We start from the raw sequence: 20,992 nt of genomic DNA on the forward strand, positions 1-20,992 counted from the left end.
TTGTCTCCTTGTGGTGGTTGCTTTCGATCGGTTCAGGCGCGCTCGAGCGCGAGCAGCCGTTCGGCCCGGCGCAGCACGGGCGCGTCGACCATGCGGCCGTCGAGGCTCGCGACGCCGCCGCCCGCGGCCGCCACGGCCTCGACCACGCGGCGCGCCCAGGCGAGCTCGTCGGCGCTCGCGCCGAGCGCCGCGTGCACCGGTGCGACCTGCTCGGGATGGATGCAGAGCTTGGCGCCGAAGCCGCCGCGCCGCGCACGCGCGCAGTCGGCCGCGAGCCGCGCGGCATCGCGCCAGTCGGGCGTGACGCCGTCGACCGGCGCGGCCAGCCCCGCGCGGCGCGAGGCCAGCACGAGCGCCAGGCGCACCGGCGCCAGTTCGGCTTCGTCGGCGTCGCAGGCCATGCCGAGGTCGGCCTGGAAATCGAGGTTGCCGAAGGCGAGCCGCAGCACCTGCGGCGCGGCGGCGAGTTCATCGAGCGCGGCGAGCCCGGCGGCCGATTCCACGAGCGGCACGAGCACGCCGCGCGGACCGATCGCGCCGGCGATGCGCGCGAGATCCCCCGCCCCCTCGGCCTTGGGCAGCACGACGCCCGCGATCAGGCCTCCGGCCGCGAGCGCGGCCACCTGCGTGCAGTCGTCGGCATGCCACGGCGTGCCGGCCGCATTGATGCGCACCAGCAGCCGCTCGCGCTGCGGCGGCGTCAGCGCGGCGAAGGAGGCAGCGAGCCCTTCGCGCGCGCCGGCCTTGCGCGCGGGCGCGACCGCGTCCTCCAGGTCGACGATCACGCCGCCCGCCCCCGTCGCCAGCGCGCGCGCATGGCGCTCGGGCCGGTCGGCCGGCACGAAGAGAAAGCTGCGCGCGAGCGCGAGCCGTGCGGACGGCGCCGGGCTCATACCGCGTGGGCCGCGCGCAGCGCCGCGATCTCGGCCTCGCTGCGGCCGAGTTCGCGCAGGATCGCGTCGGTGTGCTCGCCGACCGCGGGAACGGGGTCCATGCGGTAGTCGAAGGCGCTCTGCCGCCCGGCCGGCAGCAGCGCGGGGATCTCGCCGGCCGGCGAACCCACCTGGCGCCAGCGCTCGCGCGCGCGCAGCTGCGGATGGGCCCAGAGGCCCGCCATGTCGTTCATGCGCGCATTGGCGATCTGCGCGGCATCGAGCCGCTCGACCACCTGCGCGGTCGAGAGCGCCGAAAAGGTCTCGACGATGATGTCGCGCAGCGCTTCGCGCCCGGCGTTGCGCCGGGCGTTGCTGTCGAAGCGGGGGTCGGCGGCCAGCGCCGGCTGCAACAGCACCTTCTCGCAGAACACGCGCCATTCGCGCTCGTTCTGCAGCCCCAGCATCACCGTGCCGCCGTCGCCCGCGGGGAACGGGCCGTAGGGATAGATGGTGGCGTGCGACGCGGCGCTGCGCGGCGGCTGCGGCGCGCCGTCGTAGGCGTAGTACATCGGGTAGCCCATCCATTCGGCCAGCGCTTCGAGCATCGACACGTCGATGTGCGAGCCCTGGCCGGTCCTGCCGCGCTGCAGCAGCGCGGCGAGGATGCCGGTGTAGGCATGCATGCCCGCGGCGATGTCGGCGATGGAGTTGCCCGACTTGCACGGTTCGTCCGGCGTGCCGGTGACCGAGAGAAAGCCGGCCTCGCTCTGGATCAGCAGGTCGTAGGCCTTCTTGTCGCGGTAGGGGCCGTCCCCGCCGTAGCCCGAGATATCGCAGACGATGAGCCGCGGATGCAGCGCCCGCAGCGCCTCGGCGCCCAGGCCCATGCGCGCGGCCGCGCCGGGCGCGAGGTTCTGCACCAGCACGTCGGCGCCGGCCACGAGCTGCTGCAGCACTTCGAGCGCGGCGGGCTGCTTCAGATCGAGCGTGAGGCTTTCCTTGGAGCGGTTGACCCAGACGAAGTGCGAGGCCTCGCCGTTCACGCGGGCGTCGTAGGCGCGCGCGAAGTCGCCGGCGCCGGGGCGCTCGACCTTGATGACGCGCGCGCCGAGGTCGGCGAGCTGCCGGGTGCAGAACGGCGCCGCGATGGCGTGTTCGAGCGAGACGACGGTGATGCCGTCGAGCGGTCGGGTCATTGCGTGTGTTCTCCCTGTCATGCGAGCGTGGCGCTGGCCTGCATCGTGAGCCAGCCGTCGGCGTCCTGGCCCCAGAGCGCGAACTGCCGGCCGTCCGCGCCGGGCTTGCCGTGCACGCGGAACGGCGCGATGTCGAAGGTCGGGCGCACGGCGCGGAATTCGAAGCGCGCGAGCTGCGCGCCCGGCGCCTGGCGGCGCAGCAGGTCGACCAGCAGCGTCGCGATCAGCGGGCCGTGGACGATCAGGCCCGGATAGCCCTCGACTTCGGTGACGTAGCGCCGGTCGTAGTGGATGCGGTGGCCGTTGAAGGTCAGCGCCGAATAGCGGAACAGCAGCACGTCGTCGGGCACGATCTCGCGGCTGAAGGCGGCGTCCCGCGGCGCAGGGGTGGGCGCCGGCCCCGGTTCGCCGGGCTGCGCCGCGGCGCGGTAGACGATGTCGTGCTCCTCGGTGAGCGCGAGCCCGCGCGCGTTGTGCACCTCGTGCCGCACCAGCACGAACACCAGTTCGCCGGTGCGCCCTGCCTTGTGGCTGACCGAGGCGATGGTCGAGCGCCGCTCGGCACGGTCGCCGACCCGCAGCGGGTTGCCCGCTTCCCACGCGAGCCGCCCGCCGGCCCACATGCGGCGCGGCAGCGGCACCGGCGGCAGGAAGCCGCCGCGCTTCGCATGGCCGTCTTCGCCGATCTCCGACTGGCGATGGTGCGGCAGGAAGTAGAGCCAGTGCCAGAGTTCGGGCAGCCGGGTGCCGGCCGCGGGCAGCGGATCGTCGCGGTCGAGCGTGGCCGAGAGCGCGCGCACCGGGGCGGCGGTGATCTCGTCGGCAAGGGTCTCGCTGCGGCCCTGCCAGGCCTGCAGCCTCGCGAGCGCATCGCCGTCGATGGCGTGCGCGGCGGTGTCGGGCGTCGTCGGTGTGGTTGGCGCGTTCATGGGGGCCCCATTCAATCGACGGCCGCGCCCGAGGCCTTGACGATGCGCGCCCACTTGGCGAGATCGTCCTGCAGCAGCTTCGCGAACTGCTCGGGCGTGGTCGGCGGCGCGATCTCGACGCCCTGCTGGTCGAGCTTGTCGCGCAGGTCCTTCGCGGCCAGCGCCTGGCGCGTGGCCTCCTGCAGGGTGGCGAGCACCTCGGCGGGCAGGCCCGCGGGCGCGAAGAGGCCGATCCAGAGCGTGCCGCTGTAGCCCGGCACCGCCTCGCCGATCGCGGGCACCTCGGGCAGCACGGGCGAGCGCCTGTCGCCGCTCACCGCCAGCGCGCGCAGCTTGCCGGCCTTGATGTGCGAAAGCGCGGAAGGCAGGCTCGCGAACACGATCTGCAGCTGCCCGCCGAGCACGTCGTTGAGCGCGGGCGCCACGCCCTTGTACGGCACGTGCTGCAGCGACAGGCCCGCCATGCTGTTGAGCATCTCGCCGAGCAGGTGGTTGAGCGTGCCGTTGCCGGCCGAGGCGTACTGGTAGTTCGCGCCCTTCTGCCGCGCGAGCTTCAGGAACTCGTCGAAATTCTTCGCGGGGAACGAGGGATGCACCAGCAGCACGTTGGGCACGGCGCCGACGAGCCCCACCGGGCGGAAGTCCTTGACCGGATCGAAGCCGGGGTTCTTGTAGAGCGCGGGATTGATCGCCTGGCTGCTGCTGATCGTCATCAGCAGCGTGTAACCGTCGCGCGGCGCCTTGGCGACGAGCTGGGTGCCGATGTTGCCGCCCGCGCCGGGTCGGTTGTCGACCACCACGCTCGCGTTGTGCATCACCTCGCCGAGCTTCTGGCCGACCAGCCGGCCGACGATGTCGTTGGTGCCGCCCGCGGCCTGGGGCACGACGAGCGTGACGGGGCGCGAGGGATAGGTGTCGGCGATGGCCGGTGCCGGCTGGATCAGCGCGGCCGCGGCGGCCAGTACGAAGCCGGCGAAGTTGCGGGCGGCCGATGCGCCGATCCGCTGGCGGGTGTGTGGTGTCTCCATGGGCGCATGGTGTTCCGCCCCGCCGGCGCGCGCAATCTGCGAATTCGGAACCCAGCCTTCTGCAGAACCGAAGGCTTGGCTACGATCGCGCCATGCTCTTCGACCTGACCGACCTGCGTCTCTTCGTGGCCGCGGCCGAACTCGGCAACCTCACGCGCGCAGCCGAACGCCAGCACCTGTCGCTGGCCGCGGCCAGTGCGCGCATCAAGGCGCTCGAGACCCAGGCCGGCCTGCAGCTGCTGCAGCGCGAGGCACGCGGCGTGCGGCTGCTGCCGCCGGGCGAAGCCTTCCTGCACCATGCGCGGCTGGTGCTGCACCAGACGGAGCAGCTGCGTGCCGACCTGCTCGAATACGGCGGCGGGCTGCGCGGCCACCTGCGCGTGTTCGCCAACACCACGGCGGTGACCGACTTCCTGCCCGAGATCCTGCCGGGCTTCCTCGCGCGCAACCCGCGCATCAACGTCGACCTTCAGGAAAAACCGAATGCTCAGATTCCGCGCGGGGTGCTCGACGGCCGGGCCGACATCGGCATCGTCGCGGGCCGGGTCGACACGCTGGGCCTGGAGGCGATCCACTTCAGCACCGACCGGCTGGTGCTCGTCACCTCGCGCAGGCACCGCTTCGCGAAGCGCCGGCGCATCTCCTTCGCCGAGACGCTCGACGAGGACGCGATCGGCATGCTCCAGGGCAGCACGCTGCAGACCTTTCTCTCGCAGATCACCGACAACCTCGGCAAGCGGCAGAAGCTGCGCATCCAGCTCGGCAGCTTCGATGCGATGTGCCGGATGATCGGCAACGGCGTGGGCATCGGCGTCGTGCCCGAATCGGCCGCGCGGCGCAACCAGCAGGGGATGCAACTCGCGCTGATCGAGCTCAGCGATGCCTGGTGCGTGCGAGAGCGCTACCTGCTGGTGCGCCATCGCGCGGCGCTGCCGATCTATGCGCAGGCGCTGGTCGACACGCTGTGCCGGCATTACGCCGATCCGCAGGCCCGCGTCGAGTGAAGGAGCGCTCTGGCGCGGAAGAACAAGGACTTGCAGGCGAATGGTGAAGAAGCCGGTGTCGTCCCCAGTTTTCGTGGACAACTTTGGGGATAACTGATGTGCTTCCTTGTAAACGCTGCGTAAGTCGTTGTTTTTTATAGGGAATAATCAGTTTGCTCAAAATTTGAGCGGTGAACAAGGTGGCGTTCGGCGGCTTCTGGTTCGGGGCGCGTGCACAGGACACCGGGTGCTCCCCACCGTCGGCGGGAGCGCGCCCCGAACAGCAGACGGCAGCGCCCCCAGGAGAAAAAACTAGCGCTCGATCGTCAGCGCCACGCCCATGCCGCCGCCGATGCACAGCGACGCGATGCCCTTCTTCGCGTTCTGGCGCTGCATCTCGTGCAGCAGCGTCACGAGGATGCGGCAGCCCGAAGCGCCGATCGGATGGCCGATGGCGATGGCGCCGCCGTTCACGTTGACCTTGTTCACGTCCCAGCCCATTTCCTTGTTCACCGCGCAGGCCTGCGCCGCGAAGGCTTCGTTGATCTCGAGCAGGTCGAGGTCGGCGGCCTTCCAGCCGGCGCGCTGCAGCGCCTTGGTCGAGGCCGGCACCGGGCCCATGCCCATGATCGCGGGATCGAGGCCCGCGGTGGCATAGCTCGCGATGCGGCCGAGCGGCTTCAGGCCCAGCGCGGCAGCCTTCTTGGCCGTCATCACCAGCACCGCTGCGGCGCCGTCGTTGAGGCCCGAGGCATTGCCCGCCGTCACGCCGCCGGCCTTGTCGAAGGCGGGACGCAGGCCGGCCAGGCCTTCGGCACTGGTCTTGCGGTTGATGAACTCGTCGGTGTCGAAGACCAGCGCATCGCCCTTCTTCTGCGGGATGCTCACGGGCACGATCTCGTCCTTGAACTTGCCCGCGTCCTGCGCGGCCGCGGCCTTGGTCTGGCTGCCGAGCGCGAGTTCGTCCTGCGCCGCGCGGTCGATGCCGTACTGCTTGGCCACGTTCTCGGCCGTGATGCCCATGTGGTACTGGTTGTAGACGTCCCAGAGGCCGTCCACGATCATGGTGTCGACCAGCTTCCAGTCGCCCATGCGCTGGCCGCTGCGCGAATTGGGCAGCACGTGCGGCGCCATGCTCATGTTCTCCTGCCCGCCCGCGACCACGATGTCGCTGTCGCCCGTGGCCACGGCCTGCGCCGCGAGCATCACCGCCTTCAGGCCCGAACCGCAGACGGCGTTGATGGTGAGCGCCGGCGTCTCCTTGGTGCCGCCGCTCTTGAGCCATGCCTGCCGCGCCGGGTTCTGGCCCGCGCCGGCGGCCAGCACCTGGCCCATGATCGCCTCGCCCACCTGCTCGGGTGTGAGCTTGGCGCGCGCGATCACTTCCTTGATCACGATGGCGCCCAGCTCGGTGGCCGCGATGCCGGCGAGCGAGCCGCCGAACTTGCCGACCGCCGTGCGTGCGGCGGAAACGATGACGATGTCTTCCATGAGGTTCTCCGTTGCAGTGACTTGAAATGGTGAGGAATGCGCGGCGCGCTCAGGCCTTGGCCTTGACGTAGTGGCCCGGCGCCGGCTCGATGGCCTTGTAGGCCTTGCCGTTGCCATAGGTCTTCGGTGCCGGAATCAGCCGGCCGCCGTGGCCCTTGAGCCATTGCGCCCAGTCGGGCCACCAGCTGCCGGGGTGCTCGGTGGCGCCGGCCAGCCATTCGGCCTGGGTCTTGGGGAACTTGCCGTCCTCGCGGATCCAGTGGCTGCGCTTCTTCTTGGCGGGCGGGTTGATCACACCGGCGATGTGGCCCGAGGCGCCCATGACGAAGCGCTTGCTGCCCGGCAGCAGCTGCGTGGAGGCATAGGCGCCGCCGATCGGCACGATGTGGTCTTCGCGCGAACCGTAGATGTAGGTCGGGATGTCGATGCGGCCCAGATCGATCTTCTCGCCGCACACCGTGAGCGCGTTCGGCCGGGCGAGCTTGTTCTCGTGGTACGTGTTGCGCAGGTACCAGACGTAGAACGGGCCCGGCAGGTTGGTGGCGTCGCTGTTCCAGTAGAGCAGGTCGAAGGCCGGCGGCGTCTCGCCCTTGAGGTAGTTGCCGACCACGTAGTTCCAGACCAGGTCGTTGGGCCGCAGGAAGCTGAAGGTGGAGGCAAGGTCGCCGCCCGGCAGCAGGCCGCCGTTGCCGAGCTGCAGCTCGCGGTACTTGACCATCTGCTCGTCGACGAAGATGTCGAGGATGCCGGTGTCGCTGAAGTCGAGGAAGGTCGTCAGCAGCGTGAGCGAGGCGGCGGGCTTCTCGCCGCGCGCGGCGAGCACCGCGAGCGCCGTGCTCAGGATGGTGCCGCCCACGCAGAAGCCCAGCGCGTTGATCTTTCCGGACTTGTTGGCAGGCGCGCTGATCTCCTGCACGACGTGGATCGCGCGGATCGCGGCGTCCTCGATGTACTGGTCCCAGGTGGCGTCGCGCAGCGATTCGTCCGGGTTGCGCCAGCTCACCACGAACACGCGGTGGCCCTGCTCGTTGGCATAGCGGATCAGCGAGTTCTCGGGCTGCAGGTCGAGGATGTAGAACTTGTTGATGCACGGCGGCACCAGCAGGAACGGCCGCTCGTGGACCTTGGCCGTGAGCGGCCTGTATTCGAGCAGCTGGAACAGCTCGTTCTCGAACACCACCGCGCCCTCGGTGGTGGCCACGTTGCGGCCGACCTCGAAGGCGCTTTCGTCGGTCATGCTCAGATGGCCCTGCTTCACGTCGTGCAGCAGGTTCTGGATGCCGCGCGCGATGCTCTCGCCGCGGCTCTCGATGGCCTTCTTCTGCGCCTCGGGATTGAGCGCGAGCGAATTGCTGGGTGCGGCCGCGGCCATCCACTGCTCGACGGCGAAGCGCAGGCGGGCGCGGGTCTTGGCGTCGGCTTCGGCGGCCTCGGCCATGCGCAGCATGGTGCGGGCGTTGAGCAGGTACACGGCCGCCGAGAAGGACGAGAACGGATTGCTGCCCCAGGCCTCGCCGGCGAAGCGGCGGTCGCCCTCGGGCCTGGCCTCGAGCCCCTGGCGCCAGAGCGCGGTGGCCTCGGCCACATAGTCCTCCTGGATCGCCTTCAGCTTCTCGGGCGGGACGGACAGGCGCGGCAGCTCGGGCATGCCGGGCAGCTCGGGCATCGGCGGCAGCTGCCAGAGCGGCTTGCCGCCGAAGGCCGCGGCGCCCTGCACTGCCGCCTGCTGGACGGCCTGCATGGCCTGGGCCCAGCCGTCTGAAAACGCCTTCTGCATGGGTGCAAACGCTTCTGCCCCCGTCGCTTGTTGCTTTGTCATGTCTTCGGGTCCTCGCCTGGGTCGGTACGGATGGCTTGCGTGTTTTGAGTATGCTGCATTTCCCGGGGCGTCCCCAACCCCGGCATTCCACTTACCAACAGAAACTTTGCCGTGTTCATCCACCTGATCGTGATCGGCTGGCTCTACGTCGCCGTGATGATGGCCGTGGCCGAAGCCACCCACGCCACCGGCACGGTGCTCGGCGCCATCTTCACATTTCTTCTGTACGGATTGGCGCCGGTGGCACTGGTGGTTTACCTGATGGGTGCGCCGGGCCGGCGCCGCGCCATCCAGCAGCGCGAGGCCGAAGCGCAGGAAGCCGCCCGGCGCGCCGCGGCCGAAGCCCGGGCCGCGCAGCCGCAGGCCTCAGCGCTTCCAGACCAGGGCGGCGAAGCGCCCGCTGACGCCGTCGCGCCGGTGCGAAAAGAACCTTGAGGCATCGGTGACGGTGCACCACGCGGCGCTGCCGTCGTTGCCGTGCACCCGGCCGATGCCGAGCGCGCGCAGCCGCTGGCGGGCGAGCGCCGGCAGGTCGGCGAGCCACTTGCCGGGCGCCGCGGCGGGCACGAAACACGCCGCGGCTTCCGCGGCCCGGGCCTCGAACGCGGCCTTGACCTCGGCGCCGACCTCGAAGGCCGCAGGGCCGATGCAGGGTCCGAGCCAGGCCATCACCTCGGCGGCGGGCACACCGTCGAAGCAGGCCACCGTCCGCTCCAGCACGCCCTCGGCCAGCCCGCGCCAGCCTGCATGCGCGGCCGCGACGCGGCGGCCGGCCGCGTCGGTGAACAGCACCGGCAGGCAGTCGGCCACCATGATCGTGCAGGCGATGCCGGGCCGGATGGTGGTCGCGGCATCGGCGGCCATGCCGTCGGGCGGCGAAGCCGCGGCGTCCCCATCGAAGCTTGCGACGGCGGTGCCATGCACCTGCTGCAGGAACACCGGCCGGGCGCCGTCGAGCGCCTGGCCGAGCCGCGCGCGGTTGGCCGCCACGTCGGCCGGCGCATCGCCCACGTGGTCGCCCAGGTTGAGGCTCCGGTAGCGCCCGCTCGACACCCCGCCGTCGCGCGTGGTGCACAGCGCCAGCACGTTCGACGGTGCCGGCCAGTCGGGCACCAGCCAGCGCGGATCGAGGTTCACTGAATGACCTTCGCTCTGACGGGCACCGATGCGAGCCTCTTCGGGCGACCGGTGGGGGCTCATGCCTCGGCGTCGGGCGCCTGCGAGGGCTGGGCGCGCTGGAACGCGTCGAGCGCCATGCAGGCCTCGTAGGCCGCCATGGTGCGCGGCAGGCCGCTGAAGTCGCAGTCGAAGCGCTTGCCGTTGAAGATCTGGGGCACGAGGCAGCAGTCGGCCAGCGTGGGCGTGTCGCCATAGCAGAAGCTGCCGCCCGGATGCTGCGCGAGCTGCCGCTCGAAGGCCAGCAGGCCTTCGCGCACCCAGTGGCGGTACCACTGGTTCTTGGCCGCGTCGTCGAGCTTGAGTTCCTTCACCAGGTACTTGAGCACGCGCAGGTTGTTGAGCGGATGGATCTCGCAGGCGATCGACTGCGCCAGCGCCCGCACATGGGCCCGGCCGACCGGATCGTGCGGCAGCAGCGGCGGTTCGGGATGGGTTTCGTCGAGGTACTCGATGATCGCCATCGACTGCGAGAAGCGCTCGCCCTCGTCCTCCAGCAGCGGCACCAGCATGTCGGCCGAGATGGCCGAGAACGGACCGGTGCGGTGGTCGCCCCGCGCGATGTGGACCGGGATGTACTCGAAGTCCAGGCCTTTGAGGTTGAGCGCGATGCGCACGCGGAACGACGCGGAGGAGCGGAAGTAGTTGTGCAGCTTCATCATCCCGCAAGCATAGCGCCGGGCGGCAGGCGCGGCCTGCCTCTGGCACACTGCCGTTTTTTCAGTTTTCGCTCAAAGGACAGACGCAATGGCTTCCGAGTTCGTTTTCGCCCCGCCCGCGACGGTTTCGATTCCGGTGGTGGGCAAGGCCGCCCGCTTTCCGGTGCACCGCATCTACTGCGTGGGCCGCAACTACGAGGACCACGCGAAGGAAATGGGCTTCACCGGCCGCGAGCCGCCCTTCTTCTTCATGAAGCCGGCCGACGCCGCGGTGGTGGTCGAGGCGGACCAGACCGGCACCATCGCCTACCCCACGCTGACGAAGAACCTGCACCACGAGATCGAGCTCGTGGTGGCCATCGGCACCGGCGGCAAGAACATCCAGGCCGCCGATGCGCACAAGCACATCTACGGCTATGCCGTGGGCCTGGACATGACGCGCCGCGACCTGCAGGGCGAGATGAAGAAGCAGGGCCGCCCCTGGGACATCGGCAAGGGCTTCGAGCAGAGCGCGCCGATCGGCCCGATCGTGCCGGTGGCCGACGCGGGCGATGCCGAAAAGGCCGAGATCTCGCTGCAGGTGAACGGCGTCGATCGCCAGCGCAGCACGGTCGCCAAGCTGATCTGGAACGTGGCCGAGACCATCGAACATCTCTCGGCCGCCTGGGAGCTGCAGCCCGGCGACCTGATCTTCACCGGCACGCCCGAAGGCGTGGCCGCGGTGGTGGCGGGCGACACGCTGGTGGGCGAAGTCGCCGGCCTGCCGAAGCTGACCGTCAAGGTCGTCTGATCCCCACGCCCGCCGCTTCATGATCCTGCGCGTACCGATCAAGCACTGCAAGAACTGCGGCACCGCGGTGGTCTACCGCGTGCCGGACGACGGCGACACCAAGGAGCGCGCCGTGTGCCCGGCCTGCGCCACCATCCACTACGAGAACCCGCTCAACGTGGTGGGCACGATCCCCGTGCTCGGCGACAGGGTGCTGCTGTGCAAGCGCAACATCGAGCCGCGCTGGGGCAAGTGGACGCTGCCGGCGGGCTTCATGGAGCTCGGCGAGACCGCGGCCCAGGGCGCGGCGCGCGAGACCGACGAGGAGGCCGGCGCCCACTACGAGATGGAGGGCCTGTTCGCGGTGATCAGCGTGGTGCGCGTCGGGCAGGTGCACCTGTTCTACCGCGCGCGGCTGCTCGACGACCGCTTCGACCCCGGCCACGAGACCATCGAGGCCCGGCTCTTCACCGAAGAAGAGATCCCCTGGGACGAGATCGCCTTCCGCACCGTGCGCGAGGCGCTCGAGCACTACTTCGACGACCGGCGCCGCGGCAGCTTCGACCGGGTCCATGAACTCAGCATCGTCTGAAGGCCACGCCATGAAGAACAGGGCCCTGCTTCCCTTGCTCCTGCTGCTGGCCGCCGGCGCGCGCGCCGACGTGGTGGGCGAGGTCGACACCGCCTTCAAGCTCATCGGCCCCGACCACAAGATCGTGGTCGAGGCCTACGACGACCCCAAGGTCAACGGCGTGACCTGCTATGTCTCGCGCGCCAAGACCGGCGGCATCGCGGGCGCCTTCGGCGTGGCGGAGGACAAGTCCGAGGCGTCGATCGCCTGCCGCCAGGTCGGCCCGGTCAGCGTGACCCAGCCGCTGCCGAAGCGCGAGGAGGTCTACAGCGAGCGGCTGTCGATCCTGTTCAAGCGGCTGCGCGTGGTGCGCATGGTCGATCCGAAGCGCAACACGCTGGTCTACCTGACCTACTCCGACCTGCTGATCGACGGCTCGCCGAAGAACAGCGTCACGGCGGTGCCGATCGACCGCGCCACGCCGATACCACTGAAGTAGTCGTTTACAAATTTGCTAGCATGCCTGCCGATGTGGAGGAACCCTCCGCACCGAATTCGTTCCAAGAGAGCCATGCATTTCCAGACCCTTGCCGCATCCCGCCTCGGCGCTGCCATGCTCGTGGCCGCCGGCCTCGCTGCCTGCACCACGCCCCTGCCCCCGCCGCGGCCGGGCCCGAACGTGCCGCCGCCGGTGCAGCAGCCCCAGGCGCTGTTCATCCGGCCCGCGAGCGGCACCACCATCGCGCGCTTCGACGGCGTGCGCAACAAGGGCCTCGACATCGCCGGCAACCTCGGCGATCCGATCGTCGCCTCGGCCGACGGCCGCGTGGTCTACGTCGGCAGCGAACTGCGCGGCTACGGGAACATGGTGATCGTCAAGCACAACGAGACCTTCCTGACCGCCTACGCCCACGCGCAGAACATCCTCGTGAAGGAGAACGCGGTCGTGCGGCAGGGCCAGAAGATCGCCGAGATGGGCAAGAGCGACACGGACCGCGTGAAGGTGCACTTCGAGATCCGCCGCAACGGCACCGCGGTCGACCCCGAGCCCTACCTCAACGGCCGCCTGCAGCAGTAGCAGCAGCGGCGCCGCGCGCTACAGCAGGCTCTCGGGCACCAGCGGCGCGAGCAGCTCCAGCTTCCAGCGCGACCAGAAATCCGTTTCCGGCTCCACGTGCAGGATGGTGTCGGCGCCGTCGCCCGACGCCGGGCTCACCCATTCGATGTGGCCTTGCGGCCCGAGCTGGAGCTGGTAGGCCCCATCGAGCCGGATGAAGCCGATCAGGCTGGTGAGCTGCTGCGCGAGCTGCGGGCTGAAGATGAAGATGCCGATCTCGGTGTTGTGCAGCATCGAGCGCGGATCGAAGTTCATCGAGCCGATGAAGACCAGGTTCCGGTCGATCACGGCCGACTTCCCGTGCAGCCGCCCGCTGGCCGAGCCGTAGATGCCGAAGCGCTTGGTCTCCTCCACCCGCTTGGGACTCAGCTCGTACAGGGCCACGCCGAGCTGCAGCATCTCCGGACGGTAGCGCCGGTAGCCGATGTGCACCAGCGATTCGTCGGTGGCCGCGAGCGAGTTGGTGACGATGGTGTAGCTCACGCCCTTCTGCCGCACGATGCGCATGGTCTCCATGCCGCCGCGCCCCGGGATCAGGTAGGGCGTGGTCTGCAGGATCTCGTGCTCCGCGCCGCGCAGGTAGCGCCGCACGTTGTAGAGCACGCTGTCGGTCGATTCGTCCGCCGGCAGCCCGCGCGTCTCGTCGGTGCGGCCGAGCGCCTTGGCGGGCGCGTCGGCATAGGCCTCGGCGCGGCCCCACACGAGCGACAGCGCGCCCGCGTCGAGGTCCTTGGCGAGCGCGTTGTTGCCGAGCAGGTCGGTGGAGGTGAGCGGCGCCGGATGCAGCGTCTCGGGCCCGGCGGTGAGCTGCTCGAAGCGCTCCCGCAGCTGCTGCGGCGTGGCCCCGCCGTTCGAGACCAGCGATTCCTGCGGGTAGACGTAGGGGCTGTTCCAGTACATGTCGAACAGCGACGACAGGCGCGGCACCACCGCGCCGGCCACCAGCGTGTCGACGTCGATGAAGTTCGAGCCGCCGTCGAGCAGGAAGTACTCGTTCGCGATGTTGCGCCCGCCCATGACCGCCATCGCGTTGTCCACCACGAAGAGCTTGTTGTGCATGCGGCGGTGCACGCGGTCGAAGTCGAGCAGTGACGCGGCCCAGCGCGTGCCCAGCCGGTCGCGGCCGGCCGGGAACGGATTGAACATCCGCACCTCGACGTTGGGATGGGCGGCGAAGCCCGCGAACAGCGGATCGGCGCCCGCGGTGTAGAGGTCGTCCACCAGCAGGCGCACGCGCACGCCGCGCAGCGCGGCATCGCGCAGGGTCCGCAGCAGGTAGCGGCCGGTCTCGTCGTTCTGCACCAGGTAGTACTGCACGTCGATCGAGCGCTGCGCCCGGCGCGCGAGCTCGATGCGCGCATGCAGCGAGTACTGCGGCATCGGCAGCAGCCGGAAGCCGCTCTGCCCCGGCTCGGCCGGCGCGGCGGCCGCGACCAGGCGCCCGAGCATCGTGTCGGCACCGTCGGCGATCGCCACCGAGGGCCGGCGCTCCACGGCCGATGGCAGCCCCGCGCAGCCCGCAAGCAGCAGCGCCACCACGCCGAGCAGCAGCCCGACCGCCCGGCGGTGGCCATGGCGCCATCCGGCGAGCCTGGGGCTGCCTGGCATCGGAAGACGGAGGTTGTCGGTCATCTGGGAACGGGTGAAGTGCGCAGCTGCCGCGATGCGCGTTGTTGCGGGCTGGCGGTTTCTACCATGAGCGCGCCGCGGCTGCTGCGCATGGAGTCCTCCTACAGCATCGGCAAAGGCAGGCTGACGCCGCGCGGGTCCGGCGCGGCCCACATTGGACCCAGCGAGGTAAGCACGATGGCGACCAAGAAGAACGAACTGCTCGCGCGCTTCGACGGCCGGGTCACGATGATCGGCTTCGGCTCCATCGGCCAGGCGCTGCTGCCGCTGCTGATGCGGCACTTCGGCCTCAAGGCCGCCGACATCCGGATCGTGAAGGCGGGCGAGGACCGCAGCGGGCTGGCCCGGGAACTGGGCGTCGAGGTGATTCCCGTCCGGCTCGAGGAAGGCAACTTCGCCGCGGTGCTGGAGCCGCTGCTCGGGAAAGGCGACTTCCTGGTCAATCTTTCGGTCGACGTCTCGAGCCTCGCGCTCATCAAGTTCTGCCGCGAACGCGGCGCGCTCTACCTCGACACCTGCAACGAGCCCTGGGGCGGGCGCTACGACGATCCCGAACTGCCGCTTTCGCGCCGCTCGAACTACGGCCTGCGCGAAGAGGTGCTGGCCTGGCGGCTCGACAAGCGCGGCGGCCCGACGGCCGTGATCACCCCAGGGCGCCAACCCGGGGCTGGTCTCGGCGCTGCTCAAGCAGGCGCTGCTGAACATCGCGGCCGACACCCATGCCCCGCTCGACGCGATGCCCGAGAGCTACGAGGACTGGGCCGCGCTCGCGCAGCGGCTGCAGATCAAGGTGATCCACATCGCGGAGCGCGACACGCAGGTGGCGAAGCAGCGCAAGCAGCGCGACGAGTTCGTCAACACCTGGTCGGTCCACGGCTTCGTCGACGAGGGCCTGCAGCCCGCCGAACTCGGCTGGGGCACCCATGAAAGGCACTGGCCCGCCGATGCGGCGCGCCACGGCTTCGGCAGCGACGCGGCGATCTACCTCGGGCGGCCCGGCATCGGCACGCGCGTGCGCAGCTGGACGCCGCTCGAAGGCCCGTACCACGGCTTTCTGGTGACGCATGCCGAATCGATCTCCATCGCCGACCACCTGACGCTGCGCAAGGACGGCGAAGTGATCTACCGCCCGACGGTGCACTATGCCTACCACCCCTGCGACGATGCGGTGCTCTCGCTGCACGAGGTCGCGGGCAAGAACTGGCAGCTGCAGCATCGCCACCGCATCGTGCGCGACGAGATCGTCGAGGGCATGGACGAGCTCGGCGTGCTGCTGATGGGCAACCCCAGGGGCGTGTACTGGTACGGCTCGCGCCTCACCATCGAGCAGGCGCGCGAACTCGCGCCCGCCAACAGCGCCACCAGCCTGCAGGTGGTGGCCGGCATCCTCGGCGGCATGGCGTGGGCGCTGCGCCATCCCGACGCCGGGCTCGTGGAGCCCGACGACCTCGATCACCGCGTCGTGCTGGAAGCCGCCATGCCCTACCTGGGCGAAGTGGCCGGCGTGTACGGCGACTGGACACCGCTCAAGGACCGCAGCCCGCTCTTCGACGAAGAAAAGGACATCGACGACCCCTGGCAGTTCCTCAACTTCCGGGTGACCTGATTGCTGCTGCGCAAGGAACTCGGCGTCGTCGAGAACTCATACTACGAAGCCAGCGTGCAGCGCGCGGCCCGCTTCGAGGCCGCGCGCCCGCTCGAGGGCATCGCCACCGCCGACGTCTGCGTGGTGGGCGGCGGGCTCGCGGGCCTGTCGGCCGCGCTCGAACTCGCGACGCGCGGCTACGCGGTGGTGCTGCTCGAGGCGCAGCGCGTCGGCTGGGGCGCGTCGGGCCGCAACGGGGGACAGGCGATCGTGGGCTTCGGTTCCGACGGGGAGCAGGCCATCGAGAAGCAGTTCGCGCCCGAGGACGCGCGCCGCGCCTGGAACATCTCGGTCGAGGGGCTGGACCTGCTGCAGACCCGCATCGCGCGCCATGCGATCGACTGCGACTGGCAGCCGGGCTATCTCAACCTTTCGGTCAAGCCCTCGAAGTCGCGCGCGCTGCGCGAGTGGATGGCGCACGTGGAGCGCCTGCACGGTTACCCGCTGCAGTGGATCGGGCCCGCAGAGATCGGCCAGTGGGTGGACAGCCCGCGCTTCGATGCCGGCACCTACGACGCGCGCTCGGGCCACCTGCATCCGCTGAAGTATTCGCTGGGCCTCGCGCGTGCGGCGCGCGAGGCGGGCGTGCAGCTGCACGAGAACTCGGCCGCGCAGGTCATCGAGCGCGGCGCGCGGCCCGTGGTCAAGACGGCGCAGGGCGAGGTGCGCTGCAGCTTCGTGGTGCTGGCGGGCAACGTCTACCTGGCCGAGTACGGCGACGACGTGGCGCCCGAAGTCTCCTCGCGCATCATGCCCGTGGGCACCTACATGATCGCGACCGAGCCGATGGACAGGGCCCGCGCCGACGCGCTGATGCGCGGCCGCCCCGCCGCGTCGGACACCAACTTCGTGCTCGACTACTTCCGCCTCAGCGCCGACCACCGGCTGCTCTTCGGCTCGGGCGACAGCTACAGCGCGCGCACGCCGCGCAACCTGATCGACAAGATCCGCGCCAGCATGCTCGCGGTCTTCCCGCAGCTCGCCGACCTCGGCATCGACCATGCCTGGGGCGGCTTCGTCGACATCACGATGAACAAGGCGCCCGACTTCGGCCGCATCGGCCACAACATCTACTACCTGCAGGGCTTCTCGGGCCACGGCCTCGCGCTCACCGGCATGGCCGGCAAGCTCGCGGCCGAGGCCATCGCGGGCCAGGCCGAGCGCTTCGATCTGTTCGCGCGCATCGGGCACCATGCCTTTCCGGGCGGCACGCTGCTGCGCACGCCAGCGCTGGTGCTGGGAATGATGTACTACCGGCTGCGGGACCGGCTGTAGCGGCGGCATCCCGATGCCGCCGCCGGCACCGCGGCGTTCACGAGGCCCGGTGGTGCCAACGCAGATGCCCGGTGCGCCGCGCCACCAGCAGGCCGGCGGCGGCCAGGCCCACCATCGCGATGGCCGCCGTGTTGCCCGAGGCCGCGCGTCCCATGTCGACCGCGATCTCGCCCGAGCGCGGGCCCACGAGCTGCAGCCGGCGCTTGGTCATCTGCGCGCCGAGGTCGCCGAGCTTGTCGGCGAGCAGCTTCTCGGCCGCGGGCAGCAGGATGGTCTCCTCGTCCGCCACGTGGTGCATCACGTCGCGCATCAGCGCGGACAGCGTGTCGTCGTAGTCGCGCGCCTCGGGTTCCATGGCGCGCAGCAGGCCGATCAGCCGCTTCATTTCGGAATGCTCCTCGAGCGCCTGCGTGATGCGCTCGTCCTCGGTCACCTTGCGCATCTCGGGATAGAAGATCTCCTCCTCGAGCTGGGCGTGGATCTCGAGCGCGGTGCAGATGGTGTTCACCAGCCCCTTCTTCACGCGCGCGGGCGCGCCGGGCTTGTACTGATGGAAGGTGGACATCACGTGCGTGTGGTCCAGGCGGATCATGTTGGTCGCCGTGGGAAAGAGCCGCGAGACAAAACTGGTCATCTTGACCTCCAGGAAAAAAAGACGCCCTCATTGGCCGCCGTCGACGCGCACCGCGCCGTGGGCAACCCGGCAGCCCGGCAGGAGCCGGTCCGGGCGCACGGCGGGTGGGGCCGGGGCGGATGCGCGGTGCTGCGCGTCAGGCCGTCGCGGAGAGCTCTTCCATGAGCTCTTCCTTGCGCGCGGCGAGCTGCTCGCGCATCTCGATCAGGTCGAGGCCGCGGGCGGCACGCGCCTTCACGAAGATCTCGTTGCGCTCTTCCTTCACGTGGTGGTCGATGTACTCGCCCAGCACGATGACCTTGGCGTCGAACTTGTCGTCCACGTCGGCGGCGGACTCGATCTGCGCGATCAGTTCCTTGGCGCTGGCATGCTCGACCTCGGCCTCGTCGAGAAGATCGGTCTCCTTGAGCGCCTCGCGCAGCGCCGGATAGAAGATCTCCTCTTCGATCTGCGCATGGACGGTCAGCTCCATGCAGATCTGGTTGGCCAGTTCGCGCTTCTTCTCCTGCACGTTGGCGGCGCGCGAGTGGGTCAGTTCCTCGTACTCCTTGAACATCTTCTTGACGTTGCGGTGGTCGGTATCGAGCAGGCTGCAGGCATCGGGTGCCGAGCGCTTGGTGGAAGTGGGCATCGTGGGCTCCGGGTTTGGTTGATGGAAGCTGAACGATGGAAGGACTGCCTCGACCGCGACGTAGGAAAGCGACCTGTGTGTACGTAGCAGCGCGCACTACTCGCGCCACCGTTCAGGGCCTGCGCGCACCGCGCTGCGCGAGCAGGCAGCCCGCCGCGAGGCCGACCGCGAAGAGCCCGTAGACCACGCCCATGGAGCGCTTCGACAGATGGTGCTCGAAGCCCGGCGTGAGCCGGCGCGGCGTGACCGTGTAGTCGATCGCAAAGGCCACGGCCGTGGCCGCACCCGCACCGGCGAGCGCCTCGGGCACCGTGCGCGGCGGATGGCGCTCGGCATGCAGCCAGGCGTAGAGCAGCGCCCAGAAGATCGCGCTCGCATGGTGCGTGGCATAGCCCAGCGCGGTGTGCCGCAGCGTGGGCCGGCGCACGGCGAAGGCCTTGTCGCCCCAGAGCCAGTGGCTCGTGGCATTGGTGGGCGCCACCATGCTGCCGGCCTCGCGGCGGCCGCAGAGCATCAGTGCGGCGGTGGAGGCGACGCTCGCGCAGCTGCCGGCGATCAGTCCGGTGCGCAGCGCCGACGATGCGGGGGGTGGGTTCTTCATGGCGGTCCTCGTGTTCATGCGGGTGTCTTGGAGAGCGGGCGCGTCATCGGACCGGCGGACCTGGCGCCGAGCGTCATCTCGGTCATCCACGACACCAGCAGTTGCCCGTAGGCCTGCCGGTGCGACTGCTTCGACAGCGCATGGTCCGCACCCGACAGCACGCGGTAGGTGGCGGACCGCACGCGCTTGAAGGCGCCGAGGTAGTTCTCGATGACCGGGTGCGGCACGATCTGGTCGTGTTCCGACTCGACGATCAGCACGTCGCCCGTGAAGGCCTCGCAGGCGGCGAGCGCGCGGTTGTCGCGCGGCCCGACGAGCGTGCGGCGATAGGCCACGAGGTCCGGCCTGCTGAGCTGGCCCTTGGGCGCGAGCCATTCGCGGTCGCGGTAGAGCGCCGGCGCCCGCAGCGCGAGCCAGCGCACCGGCCGCATCGCACTGACCAGCGCGGCCAGGTAGCCGCCGTAGCTGCTGCCGACGATCGCGATCGCGTCGGGGTCGACGGTCGGATGGCTGATGAGCGTGTCGTAGGCCGCGAGCACGTCGCGCAGGTTGTCCTCGCGCGTGACCTCCTGGCGCAGCGACGCATGGCGCGCATGGCCGCGCAGGTCGAAGGTCAGGCAGACGCAGCCCAGCGCGGCGATCTCGTGCGCGCGCGCGATGTACTGCTCCTGGCTGCCGTCCCATCCGTGCACCAGGAGCACGCCGGGAACCATGGTGGAAGCGGCGACCAGCGTTCCGGCGATGTGCTGGCCGTCCACGGAGATGTCGATGAAGTTATGTCGGGTCGCTGTCATACGGCTGGAGCACTGCGTACTTCGTCATCGGCCCGTTCTGCCGGTCGGTGCCCTGGTAGTGCACCGTGGCGCCGGCGGGCACGGCCGCCGCCGCGCCATAGGCCTCGTAGCAGGAGACGCGCACCCGCTCGAGCACCGGGTCGCGCCAGAAGCATTCGAGCGCGAGCATCTCGGCCCCGGTCGCGCCGCCCACGCGCCACGATTGCTCGAGCACGCCCGAGCGCCAGGCGCCGCCCGCGCCGGTGCCCTGCGCCACGTCGTAGTTGACGCGCGAGGCGAAGAAGCCGGGGAAGTTGTCGATCACCGCATGGTGATAGTGCCGCGCCTGGTCGATCGCGAGCCGCAGCGCCGGCGGCGGGCTGGTGAGCGCGAGCAGCGCGTCGAAGCGGCCGCGCACCAGCGTCAGGTCGGAGCCGCCGTAGACCTTCTGGCCCGCGTTGTCGAGCGTCAGGCGCTGGCGGCCGTAGTAGCTCACGATCATCTGGTCGACCAGCACCTGTCCCACGCTGAAGGTGTCGGGCTGCGCGAGGTTCTCCTCGATCACCACGCCGTGGCGCGCGATCTCGCCCTCGTCGATCGCGCCGAGGCACTGGTCCAGCGCCTCCGCGTCGCCCACCACCGTCTGGCCGCGTCCGCCGGTCGCGCAGACCGGCTTCACGCGCACGGTGCCGTTCGCGAGCAGGTGGCGCCCGGCCCAGCGCGCGTCTTCGCGCGAGAAGGCGGAGAAGCCGTTCAGCACCACGCCGGCCACGGCCTCCGCGAAGGCCGGCTGCCAGCCCTCGGGGCAGGCGGCCGCGCGTCCGACCAGCGGATGGGTGATGGCCTTGGTCGCGACGAAGGGGTGCGGCACCACGCCGCCGAACAGGTCGTGCAGCGTCGAGATGCCTAGCGAGCGCGCGAGCTGCGTGCTCGAGACCGTGTCGCTCGGCACGAAGTAGAGCGGCGGCGTACGCTCCTGCGCGCGCGAAGCGTCGTACTCGCCCGCGAAGCGGAACTGCTTCAGCGCCGCCAGCCGCTCGGCGAAGTTGCCGCGCGTCGCGCGCTCGTGGTCGCTGGCATAGGCCTGCGGGTCGGCGCTCCAGACGACCACGCTGCCGCCGGTGTGCTGGAGGATCGTGTCCACGAGGGTTGCTCCGGCGTCGAGAAGGGTGTTCATGGCGGGCCCCGGGG

At 70.2% G+C, this 20,992-nt stretch carries 22 protein-coding genes and 1 pseudogene; 9 read left to right on the forward strand and 14 right to left on the reverse strand.

Translation table 11 applies throughout. From position 1 onward, the window contains the following. Nucleotides 1-32 precede the first annotated feature (32 nt). The 4 genes from M2165_RS24210 to M2165_RS24225 are packed head-to-tail and all read right to left on the reverse strand — an operon-like array spanning nucleotide 33 to nucleotide 4,028. Nucleotides 33-893: a CoA ester lyase gene (locus M2165_RS24210; protein WP_280817111.1), complete on the reverse strand. Its 861-nt coding sequence runs from the start codon at nucleotides 891-893 to the stop codon at nucleotides 33-35. After that, nucleotides 890-2,071: a CaiB/BaiF CoA-transferase family protein gene (locus M2165_RS24215; protein ID WP_280817112.1), complete on the reverse strand. Its 1,182-nt coding sequence runs from the start codon at nucleotides 2,069-2,071 to the stop codon at nucleotides 890-892. Before M2165_RS24215 ends, M2165_RS24210 begins: the two co-directional genes overlap by 4 nt. A gap of 17 nt (nucleotides 2,072-2,088) precedes the next feature. Then, nucleotides 2,089-3,000: a MaoC family dehydratase N-terminal domain-containing protein gene (locus M2165_RS24220; protein WP_280817113.1), complete on the reverse strand. Its 912-nt coding sequence runs from the start codon at nucleotides 2,998-3,000 to the stop codon at nucleotides 2,089-2,091. 11 nt (nucleotides 3,001-3,011) lie between these two features. Further along, nucleotides 3,012-4,028, reverse strand: coding sequence for a tripartite tricarboxylate transporter substrate binding protein (locus M2165_RS24225; protein WP_280817114.1), 1,017 nt, complete (start codon nucleotides 4,026-4,028; stop codon nucleotides 3,012-3,014). 92 nt (nucleotides 4,029-4,120) lie between these two features. On the opposite strand from M2165_RS24225, the gene M2165_RS24230 reads away from it, so the two are divergent. Beyond that, nucleotides 4,121-5,032, forward strand: coding sequence for a LysR substrate-binding domain-containing protein (locus tag M2165_RS24230; protein WP_280817115.1), 912 nt, complete (start codon nucleotides 4,121-4,123; stop codon nucleotides 5,030-5,032). Nucleotides 5,033-5,323: 291 nt separating this feature from the next. Here the strand turns inward: M2165_RS24230 and M2165_RS24235 are convergent, their stop codons facing one another. Together M2165_RS24235 and phaC are read right to left on the reverse strand one after the other, a co-directional pair. Beyond that, a complete protein-coding gene (locus tag M2165_RS24235; RefSeq protein WP_280817116.1) occupies nucleotides 5,324-6,502 on the reverse strand; it encodes an acetyl-CoA C-acetyltransferase in 1,179 nt (392 codons plus the stop codon). A gap of 49 nt (nucleotides 6,503-6,551) precedes the next feature. Beyond that, nucleotides 6,552-8,279: a class I poly(R)-hydroxyalkanoic acid synthase gene (gene phaC, locus M2165_RS24240; protein WP_280817117.1), complete on the reverse strand. Its 1,728-nt coding sequence runs from the start codon at nucleotides 8,277-8,279 to the stop codon at nucleotides 6,552-6,554. 153 nt (nucleotides 8,280-8,432) lie between these two features. On the opposite strand from phaC, the gene M2165_RS24245 reads away from it, so the two are divergent. Next, a complete protein-coding gene (locus M2165_RS24245) occupies nucleotides 8,433-8,756 on the forward strand; it encodes a hypothetical protein (RefSeq protein ID WP_280817118.1) in 324 nt (107 codons plus the stop codon). On the opposite strand, the gene pgeF is transcribed toward M2165_RS24245, so the two are convergent. Then, nucleotides 8,688-9,458, reverse strand: coding sequence for a peptidoglycan editing factor PgeF (gene pgeF / locus M2165_RS24250; RefSeq protein ID WP_280817119.1), 771 nt, complete (start codon nucleotides 9,456-9,458; stop codon nucleotides 8,688-8,690). The genes M2165_RS24245 and pgeF overlap by 69 nt on opposite strands. 59 nt (nucleotides 9,459-9,517) lie before the next feature. Continuing rightward, nucleotides 9,518-10,156, reverse strand: coding sequence for a maleylacetoacetate isomerase (maiA, locus tag M2165_RS24255; RefSeq protein ID WP_280817612.1), 639 nt, complete (start codon nucleotides 10,154-10,156; stop codon nucleotides 9,518-9,520). A gap of 88 nt (nucleotides 10,157-10,244) precedes the next feature. Between maiA and M2165_RS24260 the strand changes: the two genes are divergently transcribed. The 4 genes from M2165_RS24260 to M2165_RS24275 all read left to right on the forward strand — a co-directional run bounded on the left by M2165_RS24260 (nucleotide 10,245) and on the right by M2165_RS24275 (nucleotide 12,574). After that, the gene (locus M2165_RS24260; protein ID WP_280817120.1) at nucleotides 10,245-10,946 is read left to right on the forward strand and encodes a fumarylacetoacetate hydrolase family protein; all 702 of its coding nucleotides are present in this window, start codon (nucleotides 10,245-10,247) and stop codon (nucleotides 10,944-10,946) included. A gap of 19 nt (nucleotides 10,947-10,965) precedes the next feature. Next, the gene (locus tag M2165_RS24265) at nucleotides 10,966-11,517 is read left to right on the forward strand and encodes an NUDIX hydrolase (RefSeq protein WP_280817121.1); all 552 of its coding nucleotides are present in this window, start codon (nucleotides 10,966-10,968) and stop codon (nucleotides 11,515-11,517) included. Between the two features lie 10 nt (nucleotides 11,518-11,527). Further along, nucleotides 11,528-11,995: a CreA family protein gene (locus M2165_RS24270; RefSeq protein ID WP_280817122.1), complete on the forward strand. Its 468-nt coding sequence runs from the start codon at nucleotides 11,528-11,530 to the stop codon at nucleotides 11,993-11,995. Nucleotides 11,996-12,067: 72 nt separating this feature from the next. Beyond that, complete coding sequence (locus M2165_RS24275; protein WP_280817123.1) at nucleotides 12,068-12,574, forward strand: peptidoglycan DD-metalloendopeptidase family protein; 507 nt, start codon at nucleotides 12,068-12,070, stop codon at nucleotides 12,572-12,574. Nucleotides 12,575-12,592: 18 nt separating this feature from the next. Here M2165_RS24275 and M2165_RS24280 read toward each other — a convergent pair whose 3' ends face one another. Beyond that, nucleotides 12,593-14,221, reverse strand: coding sequence for a phospholipase D family protein (locus M2165_RS24280; protein WP_280817613.1), 1,629 nt, complete (start codon nucleotides 14,219-14,221; stop codon nucleotides 12,593-12,595). A gap of 294 nt (nucleotides 14,222-14,515) precedes the next feature. On the opposite strand from M2165_RS24280, the pseudogene M2165_RS24285 reads away from it, so the two are divergent. From M2165_RS24285 to M2165_RS24295, 3 genes and pseudogenes are all read left to right on the forward strand, one after another. Further along, a pseudogene (locus M2165_RS24285) lies at nucleotides 14,516-14,824 on the forward strand (saccharopine dehydrogenase NADP-binding domain-containing protein); the annotation flags it as partial. 121 nt (nucleotides 14,825-14,945) lie between these two features. Next, a complete protein-coding gene (locus M2165_RS24290; RefSeq protein WP_280817614.1) occupies nucleotides 14,946-15,848 on the forward strand; it encodes a saccharopine dehydrogenase C-terminal domain-containing protein in 903 nt (300 codons plus the stop codon). Continuing rightward, nucleotides 15,849-17,162 carry an FAD-binding oxidoreductase gene (locus M2165_RS24295; RefSeq protein ID WP_280817124.1) on the forward strand — a complete coding sequence of 438 codons (1,314 nt, stop codon included), beginning with the start codon at nucleotides 15,849-15,851 and terminating at the stop codon, nucleotides 17,160-17,162. A gap of 37 nt (nucleotides 17,163-17,199) precedes the next feature. Here M2165_RS24295 and M2165_RS24300 read toward each other — a convergent pair whose 3' ends face one another. From M2165_RS24300 to M2165_RS24320, 5 genes are all read right to left on the reverse strand, one after another. Beyond that, nucleotides 17,200-17,796 (reverse strand): hemerythrin domain-containing protein, encoded by a 597-nt coding sequence (locus tag M2165_RS24300; protein ID WP_280817125.1) that lies wholly within the window; start codon nucleotides 17,794-17,796, stop codon nucleotides 17,200-17,202. 136 nt (nucleotides 17,797-17,932) lie between these two features. Continuing rightward, nucleotides 17,933-18,427 carry a hemerythrin domain-containing protein gene (locus tag M2165_RS24305; RefSeq protein ID WP_280817126.1) on the reverse strand — a complete coding sequence of 165 codons (495 nt, stop codon included), beginning with the start codon at nucleotides 18,425-18,427 and terminating at the stop codon, nucleotides 17,933-17,935. Nucleotides 18,428-18,539: 112 nt separating this feature from the next. Further along, nucleotides 18,540-19,028 (reverse strand): hypothetical protein, encoded by a 489-nt coding sequence (locus M2165_RS24310; protein ID WP_280817127.1) that lies wholly within the window; start codon nucleotides 19,026-19,028, stop codon nucleotides 18,540-18,542. Between the two features lie 14 nt (nucleotides 19,029-19,042). Further along, nucleotides 19,043-19,822 carry an alpha/beta fold hydrolase gene (locus tag M2165_RS24315; protein ID WP_280817128.1) on the reverse strand — a complete coding sequence of 260 codons (780 nt, stop codon included), beginning with the start codon at nucleotides 19,820-19,822 and terminating at the stop codon, nucleotides 19,043-19,045. Further along, nucleotides 19,803-20,978: a DUF3182 family protein gene (locus tag M2165_RS24320; RefSeq protein ID WP_280817129.1), complete on the reverse strand. Its 1,176-nt coding sequence runs from the start codon at nucleotides 20,976-20,978 to the stop codon at nucleotides 19,803-19,805. The genes M2165_RS24315 and M2165_RS24320 overlap by 20 nt, the downstream gene beginning before the upstream one ends. Between the last annotated feature and the right edge of the window lie 14 nt (nucleotides 20,979-20,992).

It is taken from the genome of Variovorax sp. TBS-050B, from assembly GCF_029893635.1.
In the GTDB taxonomy this organism is placed as follows: Bacteria; Pseudomonadota; Gammaproteobacteria; order Burkholderiales; family Burkholderiaceae_C; genus Variovorax.